General features: G+C 68.5%; 16 protein-coding genes. 9 read left to right on the forward strand and 7 right to left on the reverse strand.

The features are described 5' to 3' along the window. Positions 1-66: 66 nt before the first annotated feature. Together ACIP5Y_RS27400 and recC are read right to left on the reverse strand one after the other, a co-directional pair. Positions 67-3,411, reverse strand: a complete 3,345-nt coding sequence (locus ACIP5Y_RS27400; RefSeq protein ID WP_400355831.1) for a UvrD-helicase domain-containing protein — start codon at positions 3,409-3,411, stop codon at positions 67-69. Between the two features lie 292 nt (positions 3,412-3,703). Beyond that, a complete protein-coding gene (recC, locus tag ACIP5Y_RS27405) occupies positions 3,704-7,027 on the reverse strand; it encodes an exodeoxyribonuclease V subunit gamma (RefSeq protein ID WP_400354223.1) in 3,324 nt (1,107 codons plus the stop codon). A 199-nt stretch (positions 7,028-7,226) separates the two neighbouring features. Here recC and ACIP5Y_RS27410 point away from each other — a divergent pair, with 199 nt between their 5' ends. The 5 genes from ACIP5Y_RS27410 (at position 7,227) to ACIP5Y_RS27430 (ending at position 12,102) form a co-directional block, all read left to right on the forward strand. After that, positions 7,227-7,412 carry a hypothetical protein gene (locus tag ACIP5Y_RS27410; protein WP_397011721.1) on the forward strand — a complete coding sequence of 62 codons (186 nt, stop codon included), beginning with the start codon at positions 7,227-7,229 and terminating at the stop codon, positions 7,410-7,412. A gap of 120 nt (positions 7,413-7,532) precedes the next feature. After that, positions 7,533-8,399: a tat pathway signal sequence gene (locus ACIP5Y_RS27415; protein ID WP_400355833.1), complete on the forward strand. Its 867-nt coding sequence runs from the start codon at positions 7,533-7,535 to the stop codon at positions 8,397-8,399. A 185-nt stretch (positions 8,400-8,584) separates the two neighbouring features. Continuing rightward, a complete protein-coding gene (locus ACIP5Y_RS27420; protein ID WP_400354225.1) occupies positions 8,585-10,033 on the forward strand; it encodes an NAD(P)/FAD-dependent oxidoreductase in 1,449 nt (482 codons plus the stop codon). 129 nt (positions 10,034-10,162) lie between these two features. Further along, on the forward strand, positions 10,163-11,113 hold the full coding sequence (locus tag ACIP5Y_RS27425; protein WP_400354227.1) for a hypothetical protein: 951 nt from the start codon (positions 10,163-10,165) through the stop codon (positions 11,111-11,113). A 209-nt stretch (positions 11,114-11,322) separates the two neighbouring features. Further along, positions 11,323-12,102, forward strand: a complete 780-nt coding sequence (locus ACIP5Y_RS27430) for a hypothetical protein (protein ID WP_400354229.1) — start codon at positions 11,323-11,325, stop codon at positions 12,100-12,102. Positions 12,103-12,177: 75 nt separating this feature from the next. Here the strand turns inward: ACIP5Y_RS27430 and ACIP5Y_RS27435 are convergent, their stop codons facing one another. From ACIP5Y_RS27435 to ACIP5Y_RS27450, 4 genes are all read right to left on the reverse strand, one after another. Further along, entirely contained in the window at positions 12,178-13,443 is a 1,266-nt protein-coding gene (locus tag ACIP5Y_RS27435; RefSeq protein ID WP_400354231.1) for an MFS transporter, read from the reverse strand. A gap of 195 nt (positions 13,444-13,638) precedes the next feature. Beyond that, a complete protein-coding gene (locus ACIP5Y_RS27440; RefSeq protein WP_400354233.1) occupies positions 13,639-14,289 on the reverse strand; it encodes an urease accessory protein UreD in 651 nt (216 codons plus the stop codon). Between the two features lie 28 nt (positions 14,290-14,317). Continuing rightward, positions 14,318-15,025: an urease accessory protein UreG gene (ureG, locus tag ACIP5Y_RS27445; RefSeq protein ID WP_400354235.1), complete on the reverse strand. Its 708-nt coding sequence runs from the start codon at positions 15,023-15,025 to the stop codon at positions 14,318-14,320. Between the two features lie 48 nt (positions 15,026-15,073). Further along, positions 15,074-15,673 (reverse strand): TetR/AcrR family transcriptional regulator, encoded by a 600-nt coding sequence (locus ACIP5Y_RS27450; RefSeq protein WP_400354237.1) that lies wholly within the window; start codon positions 15,671-15,673, stop codon positions 15,074-15,076. A 67-nt stretch (positions 15,674-15,740) separates the two neighbouring features. Here ACIP5Y_RS27450 and ACIP5Y_RS27455 point away from each other — a divergent pair, with 67 nt between their 5' ends. The 3 genes from ACIP5Y_RS27455 to ACIP5Y_RS27465 are packed head-to-tail and all read left to right on the forward strand — an operon-like array spanning position 15,741 to position 17,285. Then, positions 15,741-16,580 (forward strand): class I SAM-dependent methyltransferase, encoded by an 840-nt coding sequence (locus ACIP5Y_RS27455; RefSeq protein ID WP_400354239.1) that lies wholly within the window; start codon positions 15,741-15,743, stop codon positions 16,578-16,580. 31 nt (positions 16,581-16,611) lie between these two features. Continuing rightward, entirely contained in the window at positions 16,612-16,872 is a 261-nt protein-coding gene (locus ACIP5Y_RS27460; RefSeq protein ID WP_400354241.1) for a hypothetical protein, read from the forward strand. Further along, on the forward strand, positions 16,869-17,285 hold the full coding sequence (locus ACIP5Y_RS27465; protein WP_400354242.1) for a hypothetical protein: 417 nt from the start codon (positions 16,869-16,871) through the stop codon (positions 17,283-17,285). Before ACIP5Y_RS27460 ends, ACIP5Y_RS27465 begins: the two co-directional genes overlap by 4 nt. Before the next feature lie 40 nt (positions 17,286-17,325). Here the strand turns inward: ACIP5Y_RS27465 and ACIP5Y_RS27470 are convergent, their stop codons facing one another. Next, positions 17,326-17,958 carry an urease accessory protein UreF gene (locus tag ACIP5Y_RS27470; RefSeq protein WP_400354244.1) on the reverse strand — a complete coding sequence of 211 codons (633 nt, stop codon included), beginning with the start codon at positions 17,956-17,958 and terminating at the stop codon, positions 17,326-17,328. A gap of 141 nt (positions 17,959-18,099) precedes the next feature. Here ACIP5Y_RS27470 and ACIP5Y_RS27475 point away from each other — a divergent pair, with 141 nt between their 5' ends. Next, on the forward strand, positions 18,100-19,077 hold the full coding sequence (locus tag ACIP5Y_RS27475; RefSeq protein ID WP_400354246.1) for a zinc-binding dehydrogenase: 978 nt from the start codon (positions 18,100-18,102) through the stop codon (positions 19,075-19,077). Positions 19,078-19,095 lie beyond the last annotated feature (18 nt).

The following is a 19,095-nucleotide window of genomic DNA, read 5'->3' on the forward strand; positions in this document are numbered from 1 at the left end:
GAGTCGGCGACCGGAAGCCGCGGCGCCCGCAATCCCTCCGCGCCGAGTCGCTTTCGCCGTACGCGATCATCGGCTCACCCCTGTCGTCTCGCCGGCCAGCAGCGCGGACAGTGCGATAACCAGCTCGGCGGGCGGATACCAGTCGAATACGCCTGCGCCGCCCGGCGTTTCGGGACCGACCATGCCGCGCACGAACAGGTACCGGATGCCGCCGAGGTGGCGGGCCGGGTCGTAGCCCGGCAGCCGCCAGCGCAGATACCGGTGCAGCGCAACGGAATACAGCATGGCCTGCAACGGATAGTGCGAGCGGATCATCTCGGCCGCCATCCGCTCGTGCGTGTAGTGGGCGACAGTGAGATCGCCCGTACCGAGGCGGTTCGTCTTGTAGTCGACCACCACGAAACGCGGTCCGTCGATACGCAGCACGGCATCGATACTGCCGGTGAGGAACCCGCGCAGCGGAGTGTCGTCGAGGGCGGCCAGATGGTCGGCATACGGCGCGAACACATCATCGGCCGGCAGGTGGCGGCGCAGCAGATCGGCCAGGCGCGGCACCGTCACCCGGGCCGCCGCGGGTGAATCCCCGCCCGCCAGCGGCAGTTCGAAGTCGAGTTCGCTGAGCCGGTCCTTGGTGGGAATGCTCGCCAGGGTGCCGAAACCGATGGGCGTGTGCATGACCGCCAGCAGCGCCGAGGACAACACCTCCGGATCGGCGTCGAACATCTGCTCGGCCACCGCGTGATTGCACCGGTCGCGGATCTCGGCGGCCAGATCCGCGGCATCGGTGTCGACATACTCCAGCACCTCGTGCACGAGCGTGCCGAACTCCGCACCGTAGGGCAGCGAATTCATCAGCGAGGGCGCCGCATTCGCGAGCACCGCCAGTTCGTCGGCGAGCACGGACGGCGCCGTCGGCTCGTCGGACACGCCACCGCCCTCGGGCGCATCGGTCGCGGGCATGGCCTCGTGCGCTCCGGCGGTCAGCGCCGAATACGAGGTGCGCCGCCAATCCTGGTCCAGCGCCCGGTCGAACCGCGCCACCGCCAACCGCTCGCCCGTGCCCGCTGTCGCATCCCGGTGCAAACGGGCCCGGGTGATCTGCCGGACCGGCTCGATCGAGATCAGGTCCGGCTCCACGGTGGAGGCCGCCCAGGCCGAGAACCGTTCCAGCACCACCGAATCAGCGGGCACCGCGGCCTTGTCGGCCACGATGGGGCTGCCCGGCTCACGGCCCAGGATCATGCGATGCAACGGCGCGGTCTGGGTGTCGAAGGCCGGCGCCCACCAGGCCACCACCTGCGCACCCGCACGCGTCAGCGCCACATACAACAGGCGCAGTTCCTCGGCCGCCTCCTCGGATTCGGCGCGCATGCGGCGCGCCGTATAGCCGGGAGCATCCGCACCGCCGACATCGAGCACCCGGCGGCCCTGCTCGTCGTGGAACAACTGGGTCGGCGGATTGCGCAGTTTGGCGGCGTCCCACGCGAAAGGCAGATAGACAACAGGGAATTCGAGGCCCTTACTGGCGTGCACGGTGGCGATCTGCACCGCCGCCGCATCCCGGTCCAGGCGGCGACTGCGGTCGGCCACACTGCCCGACGCCGGATCCCGCACCCGATCCGCCAGCCAGCGAGTCAGCGCCGACAGGCCCAGACCCTCCCGCAATGCGGCATCGTCGAGCAACTGGGCGATCTGCCGCAGGTCGGTGAGCTGCCGCTCACCGCCCTCCAGGCCGAGCAGGCGCGGCGCCAATTTCGTTTCCGCACTCATCTTCTCGAAGACCGCCGCGAACCCGGCACGCGCGAACAGGCGGGCCGAATCCCGCAGCTCCGCGCTCAGGCGACCGACCAGGTCCGCACCGCCCGCCCCGATCTCCTCGGCGCTCAGTCCCAGCAGCGCGGTCCCCGCCGCCAATCGCACCCGGTCACCGCGATGCGGCTGCTCCAGCGCGTGCAACACCCACAGCCACTGCATGGCCGCCGGGGTGCCGAACACACTCGCACCGCCCGCCAGCACCGAGGCCACCCCGGCCAGTTCGAGTTCCTTGCGCACCAGGTCGAGCTGATTGCGATTGCGCACCAGCACCGCGATATCGCCGGGGCCCAGCGGCCTTTCGTCGGGTGTGCCGGCATTGATCGTCGTCCCCGACTCCAGCAGGCCCACGATATCGGCGGCCACATCCGCGGCCACGCGCTCCCGCTGCCGGCCCACCGTCGGGTAGCCGGACTTGTTGAGCGGGCCCGCACCGGAACGCGGAAAACACCGCAGCCGCAAGGGAACCAGCCGCTCCGATGGCCCGTCGAGCCGGGAGAACGGGCGCGTCGCGGCCACCCGGTGCACGGTGATCTCCTTGTGCCCCAGCGCCGCACCGCCCTGCAGATGCTCCAGCGCCGCCAGCAGCCCGGCATCGCTGCGCCGGTTGGTGGTCAGCTCACGGCGGCTGTCGGCATGCGCGACCGCGTCCAGATAACTGAGCACCTCCGCGCCACGGAACGCATAGATCGCCTGTTTGGGATCGCCGACCAGTACCAGGGTGGAATGCCCGTGGAAGGCGCGGCGCAGGATATCCCACTGCAGCGGATCGGTGTCCTGGAATTCGTCGACCAGCGCCACCCGGTAGCGGTCGCGGATGCGACGGCAGGCCCGCTCACCGTGCTCGGCATCGGCCAGCACCTCGTGCAGCAGCACCAGCAGATCGTCGAAGTCGCGCAGACTCGAAAGCCGTTTGCGCCGTGCGGTTTCCACCCGCGCTTCTGCGGCGAAGGCCACCCGTTCCCCGGCCGGATCATCGTCGCCCTCGGCCTCCGGCACCAGCACCGCATGCCGGTCGTTGACCGCCGCGGTGGCCAGACGCTGCGCCTCGGCGGGACCGAACGGCGCGGGCGTGCGGGCATAGCGGCTCAGATACAGATCGTCGGCCACCGTGGACACCACGTCCTCGATGCTCTCGACCTGCCGCACACCGGGATCCTGCTCCCCCGCCAGTCCCAGCTCGTCGAGCATGCGCTGGCAGAAACTGTGGGTGGTGGCAATGGTGCCCGCATCGAAATCCGACAGCGCGGCCAGCAATCGCTCCCGCCGCTCGGCCACCTCACCCAGATTCCCCTGGGCCAGATGGCGGATCAGCTCGTCCGGCGCGTTCCGGGCGCGCTCCGGATCCATCAGCGCCGCAGCCACTCCGACGAACCGATCGCGGGTCCGTTCCCGCAATTCCTGGGTCGCCGCCCGGCTGAACGTCACGAGCAGCAATTCCGAGATATCCACGCCCATCTCGGCCACGAACCGCACCGCCAGACCGACGATGGCATACGTTTTGCCGGTTCCCGCGCTGGCCTCGAGCACCGTGGTGCCCACCGGCAACGGACCGGTCAGGGCGAAACCGTTTCCCGAATCCGCTTCACCCGCAGCCATCTCACCCCCGGCTGTATCGACCGCGGTCACCTCGAGACCCAGGTCCGCGCCGAGGTCGAAAAGGTCCGTGTCCTGCGTGGGTTCGGGCTCGGCCGGGACCGGCTCGACGGCGGCGGAGTCGACGCGGCGGCGCGAGCGGGTCCGCGTCGGGGCGGGTGCGAGCTCGGCGTCGGTAAGAGAGAACAGATCGTCTGTCATCGCGTGTTCTCCCTCTCGGTGCCCGGCAAACCAAGACATATGAAAGCCCGTGAGCAAGCCGTGTGGTGGACGAGCCGGCATCTCCTGGCGGTCGTCACGGCTGACTCTGATTCTCGTTGGTGAGCAACGGATTCCAGAGGCGGCACGCCAAGGCGCCGAAACGGGTCGGTTCCCCGGCGTCGGCGGACGCTTCGGTGAGCTGATGGAAACGCGGGGCGGGACCCAGGACATAGCGCAGATACCGGTCGGTGTGTTCACCGAAGCGACCCGGACCGTCCTTGCCACCGTCGAATTCATGCTCCGCGGCGAGCAGCGCATCCTCGGGCGTGGCACCGGACAGGCGGCGTTCGGCGTAAGCGGCCGAGGCCGCCGGTGAGATCGGCAGCGCCTCGGACAATCCGAGATCGCGCAGATCCACCAGATCCCGCAACAGGGTACGGGCCATCGGCGCATTCGGGGACTTCAGCGTGGATTGCCAGGCGGGCCGGTTCATCTTGCCGCGCCCGATGGTGATGGCCCGCCAGCTCTGATGATCGCCGGTGGCGGCCAGCGCCAGCAGCCGGACCCAGGCCGCCACCCGATGCTTGGGCGCCAGCCGGGAGTAGGTGGTGCGCAGCAAGGCATCGTCGTGCACGTCCGGCACCGTGCCGGTGAGGCGGCGGCCGTCACCCAGATCCACCGCGATATCGATCGTGCGGGCCGGGATTTCGTGCATCGGCTGAGCCACCCGGACCAGCCGGTCCACCGTGGACTCCACTTCCTCGAGCACCGCCGCGCCCAGACCGAACGGCGGCAGCGTGCCGCGTCGCCATTCCGCCGCACGCAGCACATTCGGGTCGACGCCGGTGAGCCGCGCACCGAGCATGCGCTCACCCATATTCCATTTGGTGAGCCCGTCGAGTTCGATGGGCAGCCGGTCGGCGATCTCCTCCTCTTCCTCGGGCACCCGAATGCCCAAGCGCTGCCACAGGAATGCGCGCACCGGATGCTCGGCGAAGGCGACGAGATCGGACAGTTCCACATCGCCGCGCTCGATGGCGGGCAGCGGCGTGGGCAGGAAGGCCGGTCGCGGTTCGGGCGTGCGCGCGGCGGCCAGCGCGCCCGCCAGTGCGACACTGTCGAAACTGAACGGCTGCTCGGCATCGAAATTGCGGCGATCGAAAGGCTGCAACGGATGTCGTGTGATCACGCGGTCCATGGCGTCCGCACCGATATGCGCGCGCACCGTGTCGAGCACCTCCGCCAGCGGAATGGCGGGCGGCCGATGCGCACCGCTGACCGGATCGGATCCGGTGTGCAGCAATACCAATCGCTCCCCGGTCGCCATGATGGCATCGAGGAGCAGCTGCCGATCCTCGCTGCGCGGATCCCGATCGCCCGGGCAGCGATGGCGCGCCAGCACATCGTCACCGTCCACGCCGCCGGCGCGCGGGAACACCTCGTCGTCGAGGCCGAGCAGCACCACCACCCGGTGCGGCACCGACCGCATCGGCACCATGGTGCACACGGTCAGCTCGCCGGTGCGGAAGTTGGCGCGCGAGGCCCGCCCCGACAGGCGCGCCGACAGCAGGGCCGCAATATCGCTGAGCCGCAAGGGCGTCTGCCCCGAGAACTCCAGCGCCGCCGCCAGTTCCCGCCGCGCCTGCACGCCCATCCAGCCCTGTGTCACGGGCACGTCGGTGAGCAGGTCGAGGGCGCGCCCCAGCACTGCCGCCCACTCCTGCGCGGGTCGTGCGGTGCCCGCCGGTTCGTCGAGGGTGGGTCCGCGCAGATCACGCAGGCACACCGCGAGCCGGTCCACGAATTCCGCGAAACGCCCGGCCACATCGATGTCATTGCTGTCCACATCGTCGAGCGGCAGTACCAGATCCAGCCAGTCCTCACTGGATTCGCCGGCGGCCACCCCGAGCAGAATGCGATCCACCGCGGCATTCAGCGTGTTCTGCGCGAAGTCGCCGAGCCCGAACGCCTGCCGCTGCCGCTGCCCGATCCCCCAGCGCGCACCGGTCTCGGCGGCCCAGTCGCGCAGCCGCTCGATATCGTCGTCGTCGAATCCGCAGCGCAGCCGAACCGGTTCGGACGCACAGAGATCCAGCACTTCGGTGACGGTCACCCGGCCGTCCGCCAGTTCCAGCAGTGTCGCGATCACATCGAGCAGCGGGTTCACCGCGCGCTGCGCGCGGTCGGCCAGTCGCACCCGCAACCCATGCGCGGGATGTCCGGGTTCGGCGCCGTCGAGGGACCACTGCCCGAAGGCGGCCCGCACCAGCGGCGCGTACCGCTCCACATCCGGGCACATGACCACGACATCGCGCGGTTCCAGGGTCGGGTCGGCGGCGAAGATCGCGAGCAGGCTGTCGCGCAGCACCTCGACCTGCCGCGCCGGACCGTGGCAGGAGTGCACGGTGATACTGCCGTCCGCCAGCACCGATTCCGGCATGAGCGACCATCGGTCCTGCCGGATGGCCGCCTGCAACTCCGACAGCAGGGTGCGCGGGGCGACCGTATCCGGGCGTGGATGATAGGTGTCGATGTGGTCGTAGCCCGACAGCCGCTGCTGCAGTTCCCGCCCGTCCCGGCCCAGCGCGGCCAGCAGTGGATGCCGCACGCGCACACCGGAATTCGGGATCACCTCGGCATCGGCCAGCTTGGTCCACAGGGCGGGGCTGGGATGCACCAGCCACAGGTGCACCTGCCGGCCGACGGACAGCGCCGACAGCACTTCCAACTGGTCGGTCGTCAATCGTGTGACACCGAACAGCGAAATACGCTCGGGCAGCGCCACTGCCGCGGGCTCGTCCCGCAGCCGCGCGCACGCGGCGGTCAGTCGTTCGGCCGGGCTCGCCACGCCGACGGCCGCGCGCAGCCGCCGCCACAGCAGCGGCTGCCAGCGCAGATCCTCGGGCAGTTCGCGTCCCGCACCGTCGGTGTCATTACCGGCCGCCCAGTCCGTGATCATGGCCGGGCGTTGCGCACCGTAACTGTCGAACAACGACGCAATCCGGGCAGCCGTCGCATACCGCCGGCCGACCCGATAGCCGCGCGGATCACCGTTCCCGAGATGCCTTGCCAGCACCCCGCTCCACGACTCGCCGAGCACCGAATCCAGCACCGGCAGCAGCGTCCACACCGAACGCTCGGGCGCCCACGGATCCTGCTCCGGATCGATCCCGGTCGCCTCCGCCAGCACCGCCGACACCAGTACCGCGGGATCCGCGAAATCGATATTGGCGGAAACCCCGTCACCCTGCGCCCCCGCACCGAGCACCGAGGCCAGCCGCTGATTCAGCCACCGCTCGATTCCCTTGGCCGGAACCGCGACCACTTCCGGAGTGAACGGATCACCGAGCGGGTCGGCGAGCAGCTCGGCCAGCGCGGCGGCGAGCGTGTCCGCTCGCTCGGCCCGGTGAATGTGCACGAGCTGTGTTTATACAGTTGGCGAACGACATGCAAACACCGAGCACTTCGGCTCGCCGGGTGACGCCCGCCACACGCCAGCGATTTGCTAGGGCGCGTCACTCTGAAATTCGCATGTGGTATGCGACAGTGCTTTTCGCGGGGCTCGCTTGTTGCTAGGAAAGGCTGGTTTGGGGTCCATGTCTGCGTCGGTGCTTCCCATGGTGCCCAGAGGCGGTTTCACCGTCCGCCGGGTCGGAGACCGGTGGGAGCTCGTCAACTCACGGCACTACGGCCGCGCGGTGGTGCTCAAGTCCTGGCCACGCGATCGGCACACCGAAGCATTCGAACATTGCTATCGCCTCAACGGGCGCAGTATCGAGGAACTACGGGCCGCGTTCCGCTGAATCCGGGGGGCTGCGAATCCCGCTGGGACAGTGTCGATTCGATAACACACGACCACGCCGACCTCAAGACGTGCATATCGGGCACTGTCCTGTCTATTGTGATCCCTCGTGCGTTCCTCGATGGCCCGGCGCGTGGCCACCTCCGCAAGTGTCCTTGCCGCCACGGCACTGATTCCCGCCGCTCCGGCCTTCGTCCCGATCGCCGGCGCCTTTCCGGTGCATACCCAGAGCACCATCGCCGGATTCGATGCCGACCTGAGCAATCGCATTGCGGCGGTCGACAACTATATCGCCGGCCGGCCCGGTACAACCGGTTATGTTGTGCGTGACCGCGTCACCGGCGGAATGTATCGAAATGCGAACGCCGACACCACGTTCTGGACCGCGTCCACCATCAAACTGGCAATCGCGGAGGATCTGCTGAACCGCGCCCGCATCGGAGCCATTCAATTGGGCCCCGACGACCGCGGGCTCATGGAGTCCATGCTGGCAACCTCCAACGACGACGCCGCCGACGCGCTCTGGAACAAGTACTCCGGCCTGGACCGCATGGCATTCGAGAACGCCTTCCACGCCAACGGCATGACCGGGCTGACCCCGTACCCGCCCACCACTTCCGTCGAACAGATGAAACTGTTCCCGGACTGGGGTTTCCAGAAGTGCGCCCCGGCCGACCTGGACCGGCTGATGGACAACGTCCTCAATCACATGCACCCCGACGACAAGGCCTACCTGCTCGACCGCATGCGCAAGGTCGACACCAACCAGCACTGGGGCGTCTGGGGCGCGGGCGCCTCGATGAGCCCCGGCCTGAAGAACGGCTGGTCCGACGAACAGGGCGGCTGGGTCGTCAACTCGGTCGGCTTCGCCGGACCGGGCGAGCGCTACACCCTCGCGATCATGACCGACCAGGGCCCGAACGGCGGCTACACCGACGGCGAGGAGACCACCACCAAGGTCGCCCAGATGCTGTTCGCCGGCCGCTGATTCCGGCACATCGGACAGGGCGGCCGCGCCGATCCCCGCTGCGTGGCCGCCCATATTGTATTTTCGAAGAAACAACTGAACGTTCGGTCTCCGATTGGTCCTGATTGGTCGTCTCGCCGCGCGTCCAACTACGCTTGGGCGTGATGTGCCGATATTCCCACCGTCTGGCTAGGAGCAGGGACTAGATGAACGCCGATAATTCCGTCGCACAACGCCACCGCGTAGTGGTGATCGGGTCCGGGTTCGGTGGCCTGTTCGCCTGCAAGCACCTGCGCAAGGCCGATGTGGACATCACCCTCATCTCCAAGACCTCCACGCACCTGTTCCAGCCACTGCTGTACCAGGTCGCCACCGGCATCCTCTCCGTCGGCGAGATCGCGCCCGCCACCCGCATCGTGCTGCGCAAGCAGAAGAACGTGCGGGTCATCATGGGCGAGGTCACCGATATCGACGTCGAGAACGGCACCGTCACCTCCCGCCTGCTCAACCAGGACTACTACACCCCGTTCGACAGCCTCATCGTGGCCGCGGGCGCGCAGCAGTCGTACTTCGGCAACGACCACTTCGCCACCTACGCCCCCGGTATGAAGACCATCGACGACGCGCTCGAACTACGCGCGCGCATCCTCGGTTCCTTCGAAGAGGCCGAACTGGCCACCGATCCCGAGACCCGCGACCGGTTCATGACCTTCGTGGTCGTGGGCGCGGGCCCCACCGGCGTCGAATTAGCCGGGCAGATCGCCGAACTCGCCGACCGCACCCTGGACGGCAGCTTCCGCAATATCGACACCCGCGACGCACGCGTCATTCTCGTCGAGGGCGCGGGCGCGGTGCTGGCCCCCATGGGTCCCAAGCTCGGCACCAAGGCCAAGCAGCGGCTGGAGAAGATGGGCGTCGAGATCCAGCTCAACGCCATCGTCACCAATGTGGACGCGCGCGGCGTCACCATCAAGGACGCCAAGGACGGTTCCGAGCGGCGCATCGAATCCGCCTGCAAGGTCTGGTCGGCCGGTGTGCAGGCCAGCGAGCTCGGCAAGATCCTGTCCGAGAAGTCCAAGGGCACCGAGACCGACCGCGCAGGCCGCGTCATCGTCGAGCAGGACCTGACCATCAAGGGCTACCCGAACGTCTTCGTGGTCGGCGACCTCATGTCGGTGCCGGGCGTGCCCGGGCAGGCGCAGGGCGCGATCCAGGGCGGCACCTACGCCGCCAAGGCCATCAAGGACGGCATCGCCGGGCACAAGCCCGAGGAACGCAAGCCGTTCAAGTACTTCGACAAGGGCTCGATGGCCACGGTCTCCCGCTTCAATGCGGTGTGCCAGGTCGGCAAGCTCGAGTTCAGCGGATTCATCGCCTGGCTGGCGTGGCTGGGCCTGCACCTGTGGTACCTGGTCGGGTTCCGCTCTCGCTTCGTCACCGTGCTGGAGTGGTTCGTGTCCTTCCTGGGCCGGCACCGCGGGCAGATGGCCGCCACCGAGCAGTGGGTGTTCGCCCGGCTCGCGCTGGAGGCGCTGGACGATCCGGACGAAGCGCGCCAGCTCGCCAAGCAGATCGGCACCGAATCCTCTTCGGGGAATGGCAAATCCGTGGCGAACGACAAACCGGGCAGTTCCACCGAACAGCGCGCAGGCTGACCCGCACCGATCCCCTAACGGCACCCATGCTCTGACCCCGGTCCGGTCCAACCGCTGACCCGACCAATCCGGCACACCGACCGGATCCGAATGCTCGACATCCGTTGACATTCGAGAGAAAGGTCATTCATGGGCAAATGCCAACCGGTCGATCGGTTTTCGCCCCGGCGGCGCATCGGGTCCCTCGCGGTCGCCGGTGCACTGCCGTTGGTCGCAGCGCTCGCCAGTGCGGGAACCGCTGCCGCGGAACCGGTCACCAGCGATGACGGCCAGCAGCAACCGCAGCCGGCCGTCGTCGAGAACCAGCCCGGACAGAATCAGCCCGGGATGGTCGTGCAGACTCCCTTCGGCGACCTGAACGTGCCCGTCCCGCCGGAAATGACGAACGGCGTGAAAACCTACCTCGGCGCCACCGCCGCCGATGCGACCCCCACGGCCGACACCACCGATGTGAGCACCGTGCAGGTGCCGCTCACCCATGTCGCCCGCAACTCGACCGTCGGCGTGCGCGATATTCCGAGCGCGCCACTCGCCCCGGTCGATGTGAAGGCGCTGCACGCGCCCGACCCGATGTCGGTCCCGGACGTGGCGCCCATCGCCGCACCCGAGGGCAAGCTGCGCTTCGGCGACACCCAGGTCGACATCCCGAATTTCCTTACCCCCGATCAGGCTTCGAAGGTCAACGCGCTCTCCGCGGGCGCCGAGGCCCAGGTCGCCCGGACCCTCGACTCGGCGGGCTTCCAGCCGAGCCGTTCGGACCGCATCGCCGCGACCACCATCGGCACCGCGGCCCAGGGCGCGGCCATCGGCGTCGGGGCGGCGGCCCCGCTCGAGGTGGCCGGTGTGCTCATGGGTGGCTTCGTCGGCGCGATGGCGGGCACGCCGTTCGCACCGGCCGGCTGGGTCTTCGGGCCCGCCGTCGGCGCCAGCGCGGCCGTCGGGCTCATCGGCGGCACCGCGGGCGCCATCGGCGCCGGCATCGGGGCGGCGGTGGGCGCGGCGAACGGAGTCATGGCTCCGGCCACTCCGGGCGCACCCGCCGAGGGCGTCGCGCCTGCCGGAGCGGCCACCGCCGGCTGATCCGGCAGGCAGCTACGGCTGGGTGATTCGCGATCTGCCGGGGCCGGGACTCCTCACCAGGGGTTCCGGCCTCGACTGTTTCCCGAGAAGATCACGAGGCTAATCTTCGGCAATTTCAACGTAATTCGGTCTTCCAGGACAGGACCCATCCAGCTGACCGACGGGTCCGAATGTCGGGCGTCTACTGTTCCCCGGAAGAAAGGTCCTGCATGGCCGCAGGTAAGCATCGAGCCCTCAACCCACATCGCAACAAAGTCGGCAATGTGGTTGCGGCGGGCGCCGTTCCGCTAGTCTTGGCGATCATCGGACAAGGCACCGCCAATGCCGCTCCGGCAGAAGCGAATCCGGTGACGCAGCACGACGACGCACCCCAGCAGCAGTGGCCCGCTGCCGGTGCACCCAATGTGGATCCCTACGAGGGCCTGCACATTCCGGGCAACACCGACAGTTCCATCCAATGGTCGCGTCCCGCCCCGGACAAGAAGTACCTGGCACCCGTCGGTGCGCTGCATGCGCCGATCCCGGTGCCGGCCGTGCCCCCGATCGCCCCGCCGCCCGGCCAGTTCCGGTTCGGCGATGTGACGGTCCCGGCACCGGACTGGATCAACAAGGAACAGGCGATCCAGATCAATGACAATTCCGCTCAGGTCGAGGCGAATCTCGCCACCTTCCTCGACTCGGTCGGAATGGAGCGCAGCCGGTCCGACCGCATCGCGGGTCAGACCATCGGCACCGCGGCCATGGGCGCGGTCGCCGGCGCCGCCACGGCAGCCCCGATCGAGCTCACCTCTGCCGCCGTCGGCGGCATCCTGGGCCTGGTCGTCGGCGCCGGATTCGTGCCGGTCGGACTGGTCGCCGGTCCGGCACTGGGAGCCGCCATGGGTGCGGGGGTCATCGCGGTCCCCGCCGCCATCGCCGGAGCCGCGGTCGGTGCGGCCGTCGGTGCGGTGAACGCCTTCAACGCGCCACCGCGCGTCGTCGGCGACTGATAAACCGCTGCACAGCAGCAGTTTTCGCTGAAAGTTCGGCGAGTGACGGGAACCGGGGGTGAGAGCCGGTTCCCGTCACTCGAGCGGCTTGCGGCCCGATATCGGACCCCACACGCCGATCAGCGCCACCATCACCAGCAACGCCACGGTGATCACCGCGAACACCGCACCCGAACCGTGCCGGTTCAGCAACGGCAGCAACAGGAACGGCTGCACGGCCGTACTCAGCTTCGACATCGCGTAGGTCGCACCCGATGCGGTACCGCGCACGCTCGCCGGGAACGACTCCGGCAGATACGTGTGGATCGCATTGGAGAACACATTGCTGGCCATCGTGAACAGGCCGCCGGAGATCAGGATGAGCGGCACCGAGCTCGCCACCCCGAATACCAAGCCGAACAAGGCCATCAGCGCCGCGCTGCCCATCACCAGATACTTGCGCTCGACACGTTCCATGAGCGGCACCGCCAGCACCGAGCCGATCGGATAACCCAGATACGTGACGGCCAGATAGCTCAGCGAATTCACCACCGTGAACCCCTTGCTCTGCAACACCAGCACGGCCAGCGTGCCGAAACCGTAGTAGCCGAACACCTGCAGGATCATCACCACGGAGAACAGGGTGGTGCGACCACGGAAGGGCCGCCGCAGGATCGCCGCGAACGGCACCCGCTCCGGCCGCCGCTCCCGATGCGCCAGCCACTGCTCCGATTCCGGCATCTGCCGCCGCGCCACCACCACCAGCGCCGCACCCAGACCGCCGAGCACGAACAGCCACCGCCAGCCCGTCACCCCGAACGGATGCAACGGCACCAGCCAGCGCGCCAGGAAGCCGACCGCCGGCACCGCGAGGAACCCGATCGTGTACGCGATGGCGATCATCCGGCCGCGCACCTTGGCGGGCATCGTCTCCGACAGATAGGTATCGGACAGCGTCATCTCCGCGCCGATACCCAGACCGGCCAGGAATCGCGTCGCCATCAGGAACCAGACATTCGGGCTGAACGCGCCCAAGAGCGTGAACCCCGCGTACACAGCGATATTCACCATGTACATCCGCCGGCGCCCGTACACATCCGACAGCCGGCCCAGCACCAGCGCGCCCAGGAACTGGCCCACGAACGCCGAGGCGAGAATGCCGCTGAGCTCGTAGGTGGACAGATGCAACTGCTGCTTGAGCACGCCCGTGATCGTCCCGGCCAGGAACAACTCGTACAGGTCGAAGAACAACCCCATACCGACCAGCGCGACGAGCCGGTAGTGCGTCCGGCCCAGCGGTTGTTCGTGCAGCGGTATCGCCGCGGCGGGGCCTGTCCCCCGCACCTCACCATGCATCGACATCGACGGCAATTCCTTCACTCACTCATGACACCAACCACCCGGTTACGAAACCGTAAGACCTGCACCGGCTATTCCGCCTTATTTCCCATACCGTGGAATCGGCACACGCCATCGACGACCGACGAACCCCGCGTCGAAATCCCTGCCGGCCGACGAGGCCGACAGGGATACCGGTGGCACCTGTGGAGGATCGAATCAGACGCGCAGCAGGCTCGCGGTGCGGGTGAACAGCGACCCGCCGGCTGCCAGCGGCAACAGGGCCGCATCCATCCCCTGCGTCGCGGCGGGGCGATCATCGGGGTAGGTCAGAATGCTCTCCAGCGCACGGGGAGCGGTCAGGGCGTCGTCGGTGATCGCCTCGCCGCCGAGTTCCAGGCGGTGCCGGAGCAAGGGGGTGTCGCCGATATCGGCGGTCAGCTCGCCGGTCCAGAAGCCGTGGTCCTCACCGGTCCGGCCGATCTGGATTCGTTCGCGCACACGCAGTTTCGCGCCCTCCGCCAGCCGGGCCGTGGTGAGCGTCTCGTGCTCCGCACCACCCGCGACCACGGTCGGCTCCGGATCGAAATCCAGTTCGCCGCCCGCGGCCACGTCGAAATGCCAGTGCGCGAACGACTTCGGCGTACCGCGGCCGGGCAGGGCGATGGTGGCGGCCACCGAACGCACCCGCAGGCGCGCGCCGGGACCCACCGTGATCACGATATCGAGCACGTCGCCGCCCAATGGGGTGGCGGCCGTGCCGATGAAATGCACCGTGTCGATCCCGGTGCGGCGCGCCGACAGGCCGCCGACCGCGTGAATCCGCGGCAGCGACCCGGCGACGGCGTCGATCCGAACCTCAGTGCGCATTCACTGCCTCGGTGCGCATTTCACTGCCTCAGTGCGCAATGCCCGCGGCCGCATCGTGTTCGGCGGCATGCCGCAGCTGCTCGCGCACCCAGGTCAACACCGGCGACGCGGCCGGATCCTCGGTGAGCGAGGTGAACACGAAGGGACGGCCGTCCCGCACCTTCGTCGAATCCCGGTCCATCACCGACAGATCCGCGCCGACCATGGGCGCGAGATCGGTCTTGTTGATGACCAGCAGATCCGAATAGGTGACGCCGGGTCCGCCCTTGCGCGGCACCTTGTCGCCGCCGGCCACGTCCACCACGAAGATCTGCGCGTCGATCAGGCCGGAGGAGAAGGTGGCGGTCAGATTGTCGCCGCCGGACTCCACCAGGATCAGATCCAGTGGCGGGTTCGCCTCGATCAGGTCGTCGATGGCGTCCAGGTTCGCGGTGATGTCATCGCGGATGGCGGTGTGCGGGCAGCCGCCGGTCTGGACCGCGGTGATGCGCTCGTCCGGCAGGACGGCGTGGCGGCGCAGGAAGTCGGCGTCCTCGGTGGTGTAGATGTCGTTGGTCAGCACGGCCAGCGACAGCTCATCGCGCAGTTGCCGGCACAGGGCGGCCACCAGCGCGGTCTTACCCGACCCGACCGGTCCGCCGACGCCGATGCGCACCGGCTCTCCTGGGGTACGTTCCCGCTTCGGACGGTCATGGCTGTGATCGTGCGGTTCCCCGTCGATCAGGTGTGGTGGCATGTTCGCTCCTTTCGGTAACCATCCTTACCCACTTACGTAAACCGGGTGTTACCTGGTCGGCATACTTGTCAGGGCACCGGCCACGACCGTGGCGACGATGCCGCTCACTTCTTCGGGGGTGGGCGTGTGCGTGCGGTCGGCGAACAACAGGTGCCCGGAGCCGATGAGCGTGAGCGCGAGTGCGTCGATATCGGAATCGGCGGTGAGCCGGCCGAATCCGCGTTCGTCCTCCAGGTAGGTGGCGATCATGACCGTGGCCTCGGACAACAGCGGGACCCCCTGCGGCCAGGCCTGCCGCAGTCGCGCGCGTAGTTCGTCGCGGAAGGTGACGAGGCTGACCACCGCCACGGCCACGGTCTCGAAGATCGCGGTCAGCCCCACGGCGAGATTGCCGACCACCGTGCCGGTTCCGGCGGTCGCGCGTAATGCGGGTACCTGTCCTTCGATCCGCGCGGCCCGATCCAGCACCAGCTCGGCGAGGAAGTCGTCGAAATCGGCGAAGTGCCGGTGCAGTACGCCTTTCGCACACCCCGCCTCGGCGGTGACCCCGCGACTGGTCAAGGCACTCGGCCCGTCCCGCAACAGGATCCGCTCGGCGGCGGCGAACAACTGCTGGCGTGGATCGCGAATGGCTACCCCGGTCGGCACGCACGACTCCTTCTCGATCGGTCGCCCACCCTTGCCGAGTGGGCGCACGCCCACTTAAAGTGGGCACATGGTCACTCTACCTCTGGAGCCCGCCCGCCCCGACACCCCCGAACCCCATCGCTACCGGCAGATGGCCGAATCCTTCGGCGTCGACTCCGCCCGCTACGACCGCACCCGCCAGCCCTACCCCGAGGCCCTCGTGCAGCGCATCATCGCCGCGAGCCCCGGCCCCGAAATCCTCGACGTCGGCTGCGGCACCGGCATCGCCGCCCGCCAGTTCCGGGCCGAAGGCTGCACCATCCTGGGCGTCGAACCCGACGCGCGCATGGCCGATTTCGCCCGGCACCACGGAATCCCCGTCGAGACAGCCACTTTCGAGACCTGGGACCCCGACGGCCGCACCTTCGACGCCGTCATCGCCGGAACCGCCTGGCACTGGGTCGATCCCGAATTGGGCATCCCCAAACTCGCGCACGTCCTGCGCCCCAACGGCCGCTTCGCCGCCTTCTGGCACGTCTTCGAACCCCCCGCCGAGATCCAGGACTTAATGACCGCCGCCTTCCGCCGCGTCCTCGCCGACCAGACCCCACCCGACGCGACCGCCGTCCTCCGCGGCGCCGGATCAGCCCGCCACGCCTACGACATCTTCGTCACCAGGGTCGCCGACCAACTCCGAGCCACCGGCGCCTTCACCGACCCCGAAGAATGGCGCTACACCTGGCAACGCCCCTACACCCGCGCCGAATACCTCGACCAGGTCCCCACCATGGGCGCCTTCACCCGCCTGGCCCCGGACCAACTCCAGCAACTCCTCGACGCCGCCGGCACCGCAATCGACCAACTCGGCGGCACCTTCACCATGGACTACACAACCCTCGCCATCACCGCCGCGCGCAACCATCGGTAATGCTTGAAGCATTACTGATATGCTCGCAGGCATGGCCGAGAACAAGACCACGATCACTACTCGTCCTGCCACCAGGGATGAGCTACAGACACTCGCCAAGCCCAACGAGTCTCTCGATGCGGTGATCAACCGTCTCATCGGCCATTACAAGTCGTCCCAGAGCCGCAACCGGCTGGCGTGGGAGAACCGCATCGCTGCCGACCGCCAGAACGCGAACGCGGTCGCGTGGGCAGAGCGCCAGGCCGACCGGCTCGAGGAACGACTCGCGCAGCGACGGGCGGCACAGGAGTGAGCGCCGGATATGTGCTCGACGACACCGTCATTCACGCCTACGCCTTCGGCGATCCGAACGTCTCCAACCTGATCGCAGTTCTCGACAGCCGCGACATTCGGATCGCCGTCCCCGCGCTGGCACTCGCGAGCAGTCTGGTCGGGCTCTCCGACGATCAGCGGGCCCAGGTCAACGGCCTGGTCGACAATCTCGATGCCATCCAGATCGCAGCGCTGGCCAGCACCGATGATGCCAACGAACTGGCCGATGTAGCAGCCTCGGGCAGCGAGGTCCCCGATCTGCCCGCCGCCCACACTGTGGCAGTGGCCCGCTACCTCGACTGGGAGATCATCACGATCGATCGATCGCGATGGACGGAGATCGAGCAACGACTGCCGTTCCGCGTGAGCATCGTCGAATTCACCGACGATTGACCGTCGCTCCCTGCCGCGGTTCGCGGGATCGTAGCGCCGATCAGGAGGCGAAGAGGGGCATCTCTCGGTCGAGGTGGCGTTCGGCCAGGACATCCTGGAGTGGATCCGAGAGTGCGGCAAGGCCTTTCGTTGCTCGGCGTGCAGTATGGTCGCACACCTCTGCCAAGCGGATGGTGCATGTGGCCACTGCTGCCGGGTCCAGGGCCAGCAGACGCTGCGCCGCTGTCGCAGCGCCGGTCATCGTCGTGTACACGACCACTCCGGCGATGTCTTCCGGTGAGACTCCGGCCGCGATGCCGACCATGCCGAAGACGGTGGACAGATGCGGGCGGGGGCCGATCTCGGCCCAGTGCGCGTGCGGCCAGACCTGTTTGGCCAGGCGCAGCAGGCCCCGGCCTTGAGCACGGGAGGCGGTCCGGGCCGCGGGTGCGGGGGTGCGGGCATCGGCTTCGAGGTCGGCGCGGGCGGGATCGAGGGTGCCGGCGCAGACGGCGGCGGCCAGGGAGGCGGCGACCGCGCCCGAGGTGCGGATGCGGCGGCGCAGGTAGAGCTCCACGCTCGCCACGTCCCGGACGAGGCCGGACCTCACGGCTTCCTCGACGCCGCCGGAGTGCACATGGCCGCCGATGGGCAGGCGGGAGTCCGCCAGGGTGAGCAGGGTGGCGAGGCTCATCGCCGAATGTCCGGGTAGTGCATCGGACGATCCTATGCGCCGCCTCGAACACCCGTGCAGCACCCCGAGCAGTCGCTTGACCTGAACTAAGGTCGAGGTTGCAAGCTGAACTCCGAGCAGTGATCGAGATCAGGAGACACCTTGCACGCCATCCGCCTTCACGAGTTCGGCCCGGCCGAAAACCTCCGCTACGACACCGTCCCCGACCCGCAGCCCGGCCCCGGACAGGTCCGCATCCGCGTGGCCGCAGCCGGCGTCCACCTGATCGACACCGTCCAACGCCAGGGGCGTACGGAAGGTCCCATGGTCCTTCCGGCCCTGCCGTCCATTCCCGGCCGTGAGGTCGCGGGCACCGTGGACCGCGTCGGCCCCGGTATCGATGAATCCTGGCTCGGCCGGGCGGTAGTCGCCCATATCGGTATGGCCCCCGGCGGCTACGCCGAACTCACCGTCACCGAAGCCGAACGCCTGCACCGCATTCCGGCCGGCCTCGATCCCGCCGCGGCCGTGGCCATGATCGGCACGGGCCGCACCACCCTGGGCATCCTCGGCTTCGCCGAAATCACCACCGCTACAGTCGCCCTGGTCACTTCGGCCGCCGGCGGCATCGGCACCCTCCTGGTGCAATACCTGAAATCCGCCGGCGCCACGGTAATCGGCCTCTCCGGCGGCCCGGACAAGGCCGCCCAGGTCGCCCGCAACGGCGCCGATCTCTCCCTCGACTACCACGCCGCCGACTGGCCCGGCCAGGTCCGCGCGACCTACGGTGACCGCCCCGCCACCATCCTGTTCGACGGTGTGGGCGGCAAAACCGCCCGCACGGCGTTCGACCTGCTCGCCCCGGGCGGCGTCCGCCTGATCTACGGCTGGTCCGACTCCCCGATCGAAATCACCGAAACGGAGCATGCCGAACGCAACATCACCTCGCAGGTGGTGCTCGGCCCCAAGATGCTCGAACTGGGCGGCGGCCTGCGCACGCTGGAAACCCGAGCCCTCGCCGAAGCCGCATCGGGCCGCCTCCGCCCGGCCCTGCAGCCCTTCCCGCTTTCCAATGCGGCCGCCGCCCATCGAGCCCTCGAATCCGGTGCTACCACAGGCAAAGTCGTCCTGATCCCCTGACAACCATCGCCCGCCCGC

It is taken from the genome of Nocardia sp. NPDC088792 (genome assembly GCF_044750615.1).
In the GTDB taxonomy this organism is placed as follows: domain Bacteria; phylum Actinomycetota; class Actinomycetes; order Mycobacteriales; family Mycobacteriaceae; genus Nocardia.

Excerpts from the sequence above, each read along its gene's own strand:
- ACIP5Y_RS27415 (WP_400355833.1), top strand. The coding sequence starts at position 7,533 with ATGGCCCGGCGCGTGGCCACCTCCGCAAGTGTCCTTGCCGCCACGGCA.
- ACIP5Y_RS27425 (WP_400354227.1), top strand. The coding sequence starts at position 10,163 with ATGGGCAAATGCCAACCGGTCGATCGGTTTTCGCCCCGGCGGCGCATC.
- ACIP5Y_RS27410 (WP_397011721.1), top strand. The coding sequence starts at position 7,227 with ATGGTGCCCAGAGGCGGTTTCACCGTCCGCCGGGTCGGAGACCGGTGG.
- ureG (WP_400354235.1), bottom strand. The coding sequence starts at position 15,025 with ATGCCACCACACCTGATCGACGGGGAACCGCACGATCACAGCCATGAC.
- ACIP5Y_RS27440 (WP_400354233.1), bottom strand. The coding sequence starts at position 14,289 with ATGCGCACTGAGGTTCGGATCGACGCCGTCGCCGGGTCGCTGCCGCGG.
- ACIP5Y_RS27435 (WP_400354231.1), bottom strand. The coding sequence starts at position 13,443 with ATGTCGATGCATGGTGAGGTGCGGGGGACAGGCCCCGCCGCGGCGATA.
- ACIP5Y_RS27470 (WP_400354244.1), bottom strand. The coding sequence starts at position 17,958 with ATGAGCCTCGCCACCCTGCTCACCCTGGCGGACTCCCGCCTGCCCATC.
- ACIP5Y_RS27455 (WP_400354239.1), top strand. The coding sequence starts at position 15,741 with ATGGTCACTCTACCTCTGGAGCCCGCCCGCCCCGACACCCCCGAACCC.
- ACIP5Y_RS27400 (WP_400355831.1), bottom strand. The coding sequence starts at position 3,411 with ATGGCTGCGGGTGAAGCGGATTCGGGAAACGGTTTCGCCCTGACCGGT.
- ACIP5Y_RS27420 (WP_400354225.1), top strand. The coding sequence starts at position 8,585 with ATGAACGCCGATAATTCCGTCGCACAACGCCACCGCGTAGTGGTGATC.
- ACIP5Y_RS27430 (WP_400354229.1), top strand. The coding sequence starts at position 11,323 with ATGGCCGCAGGTAAGCATCGAGCCCTCAACCCACATCGCAACAAAGTC.
- ACIP5Y_RS27460 (WP_400354241.1), top strand. The coding sequence starts at position 16,612 with ATGGCCGAGAACAAGACCACGATCACTACTCGTCCTGCCACCAGGGAT.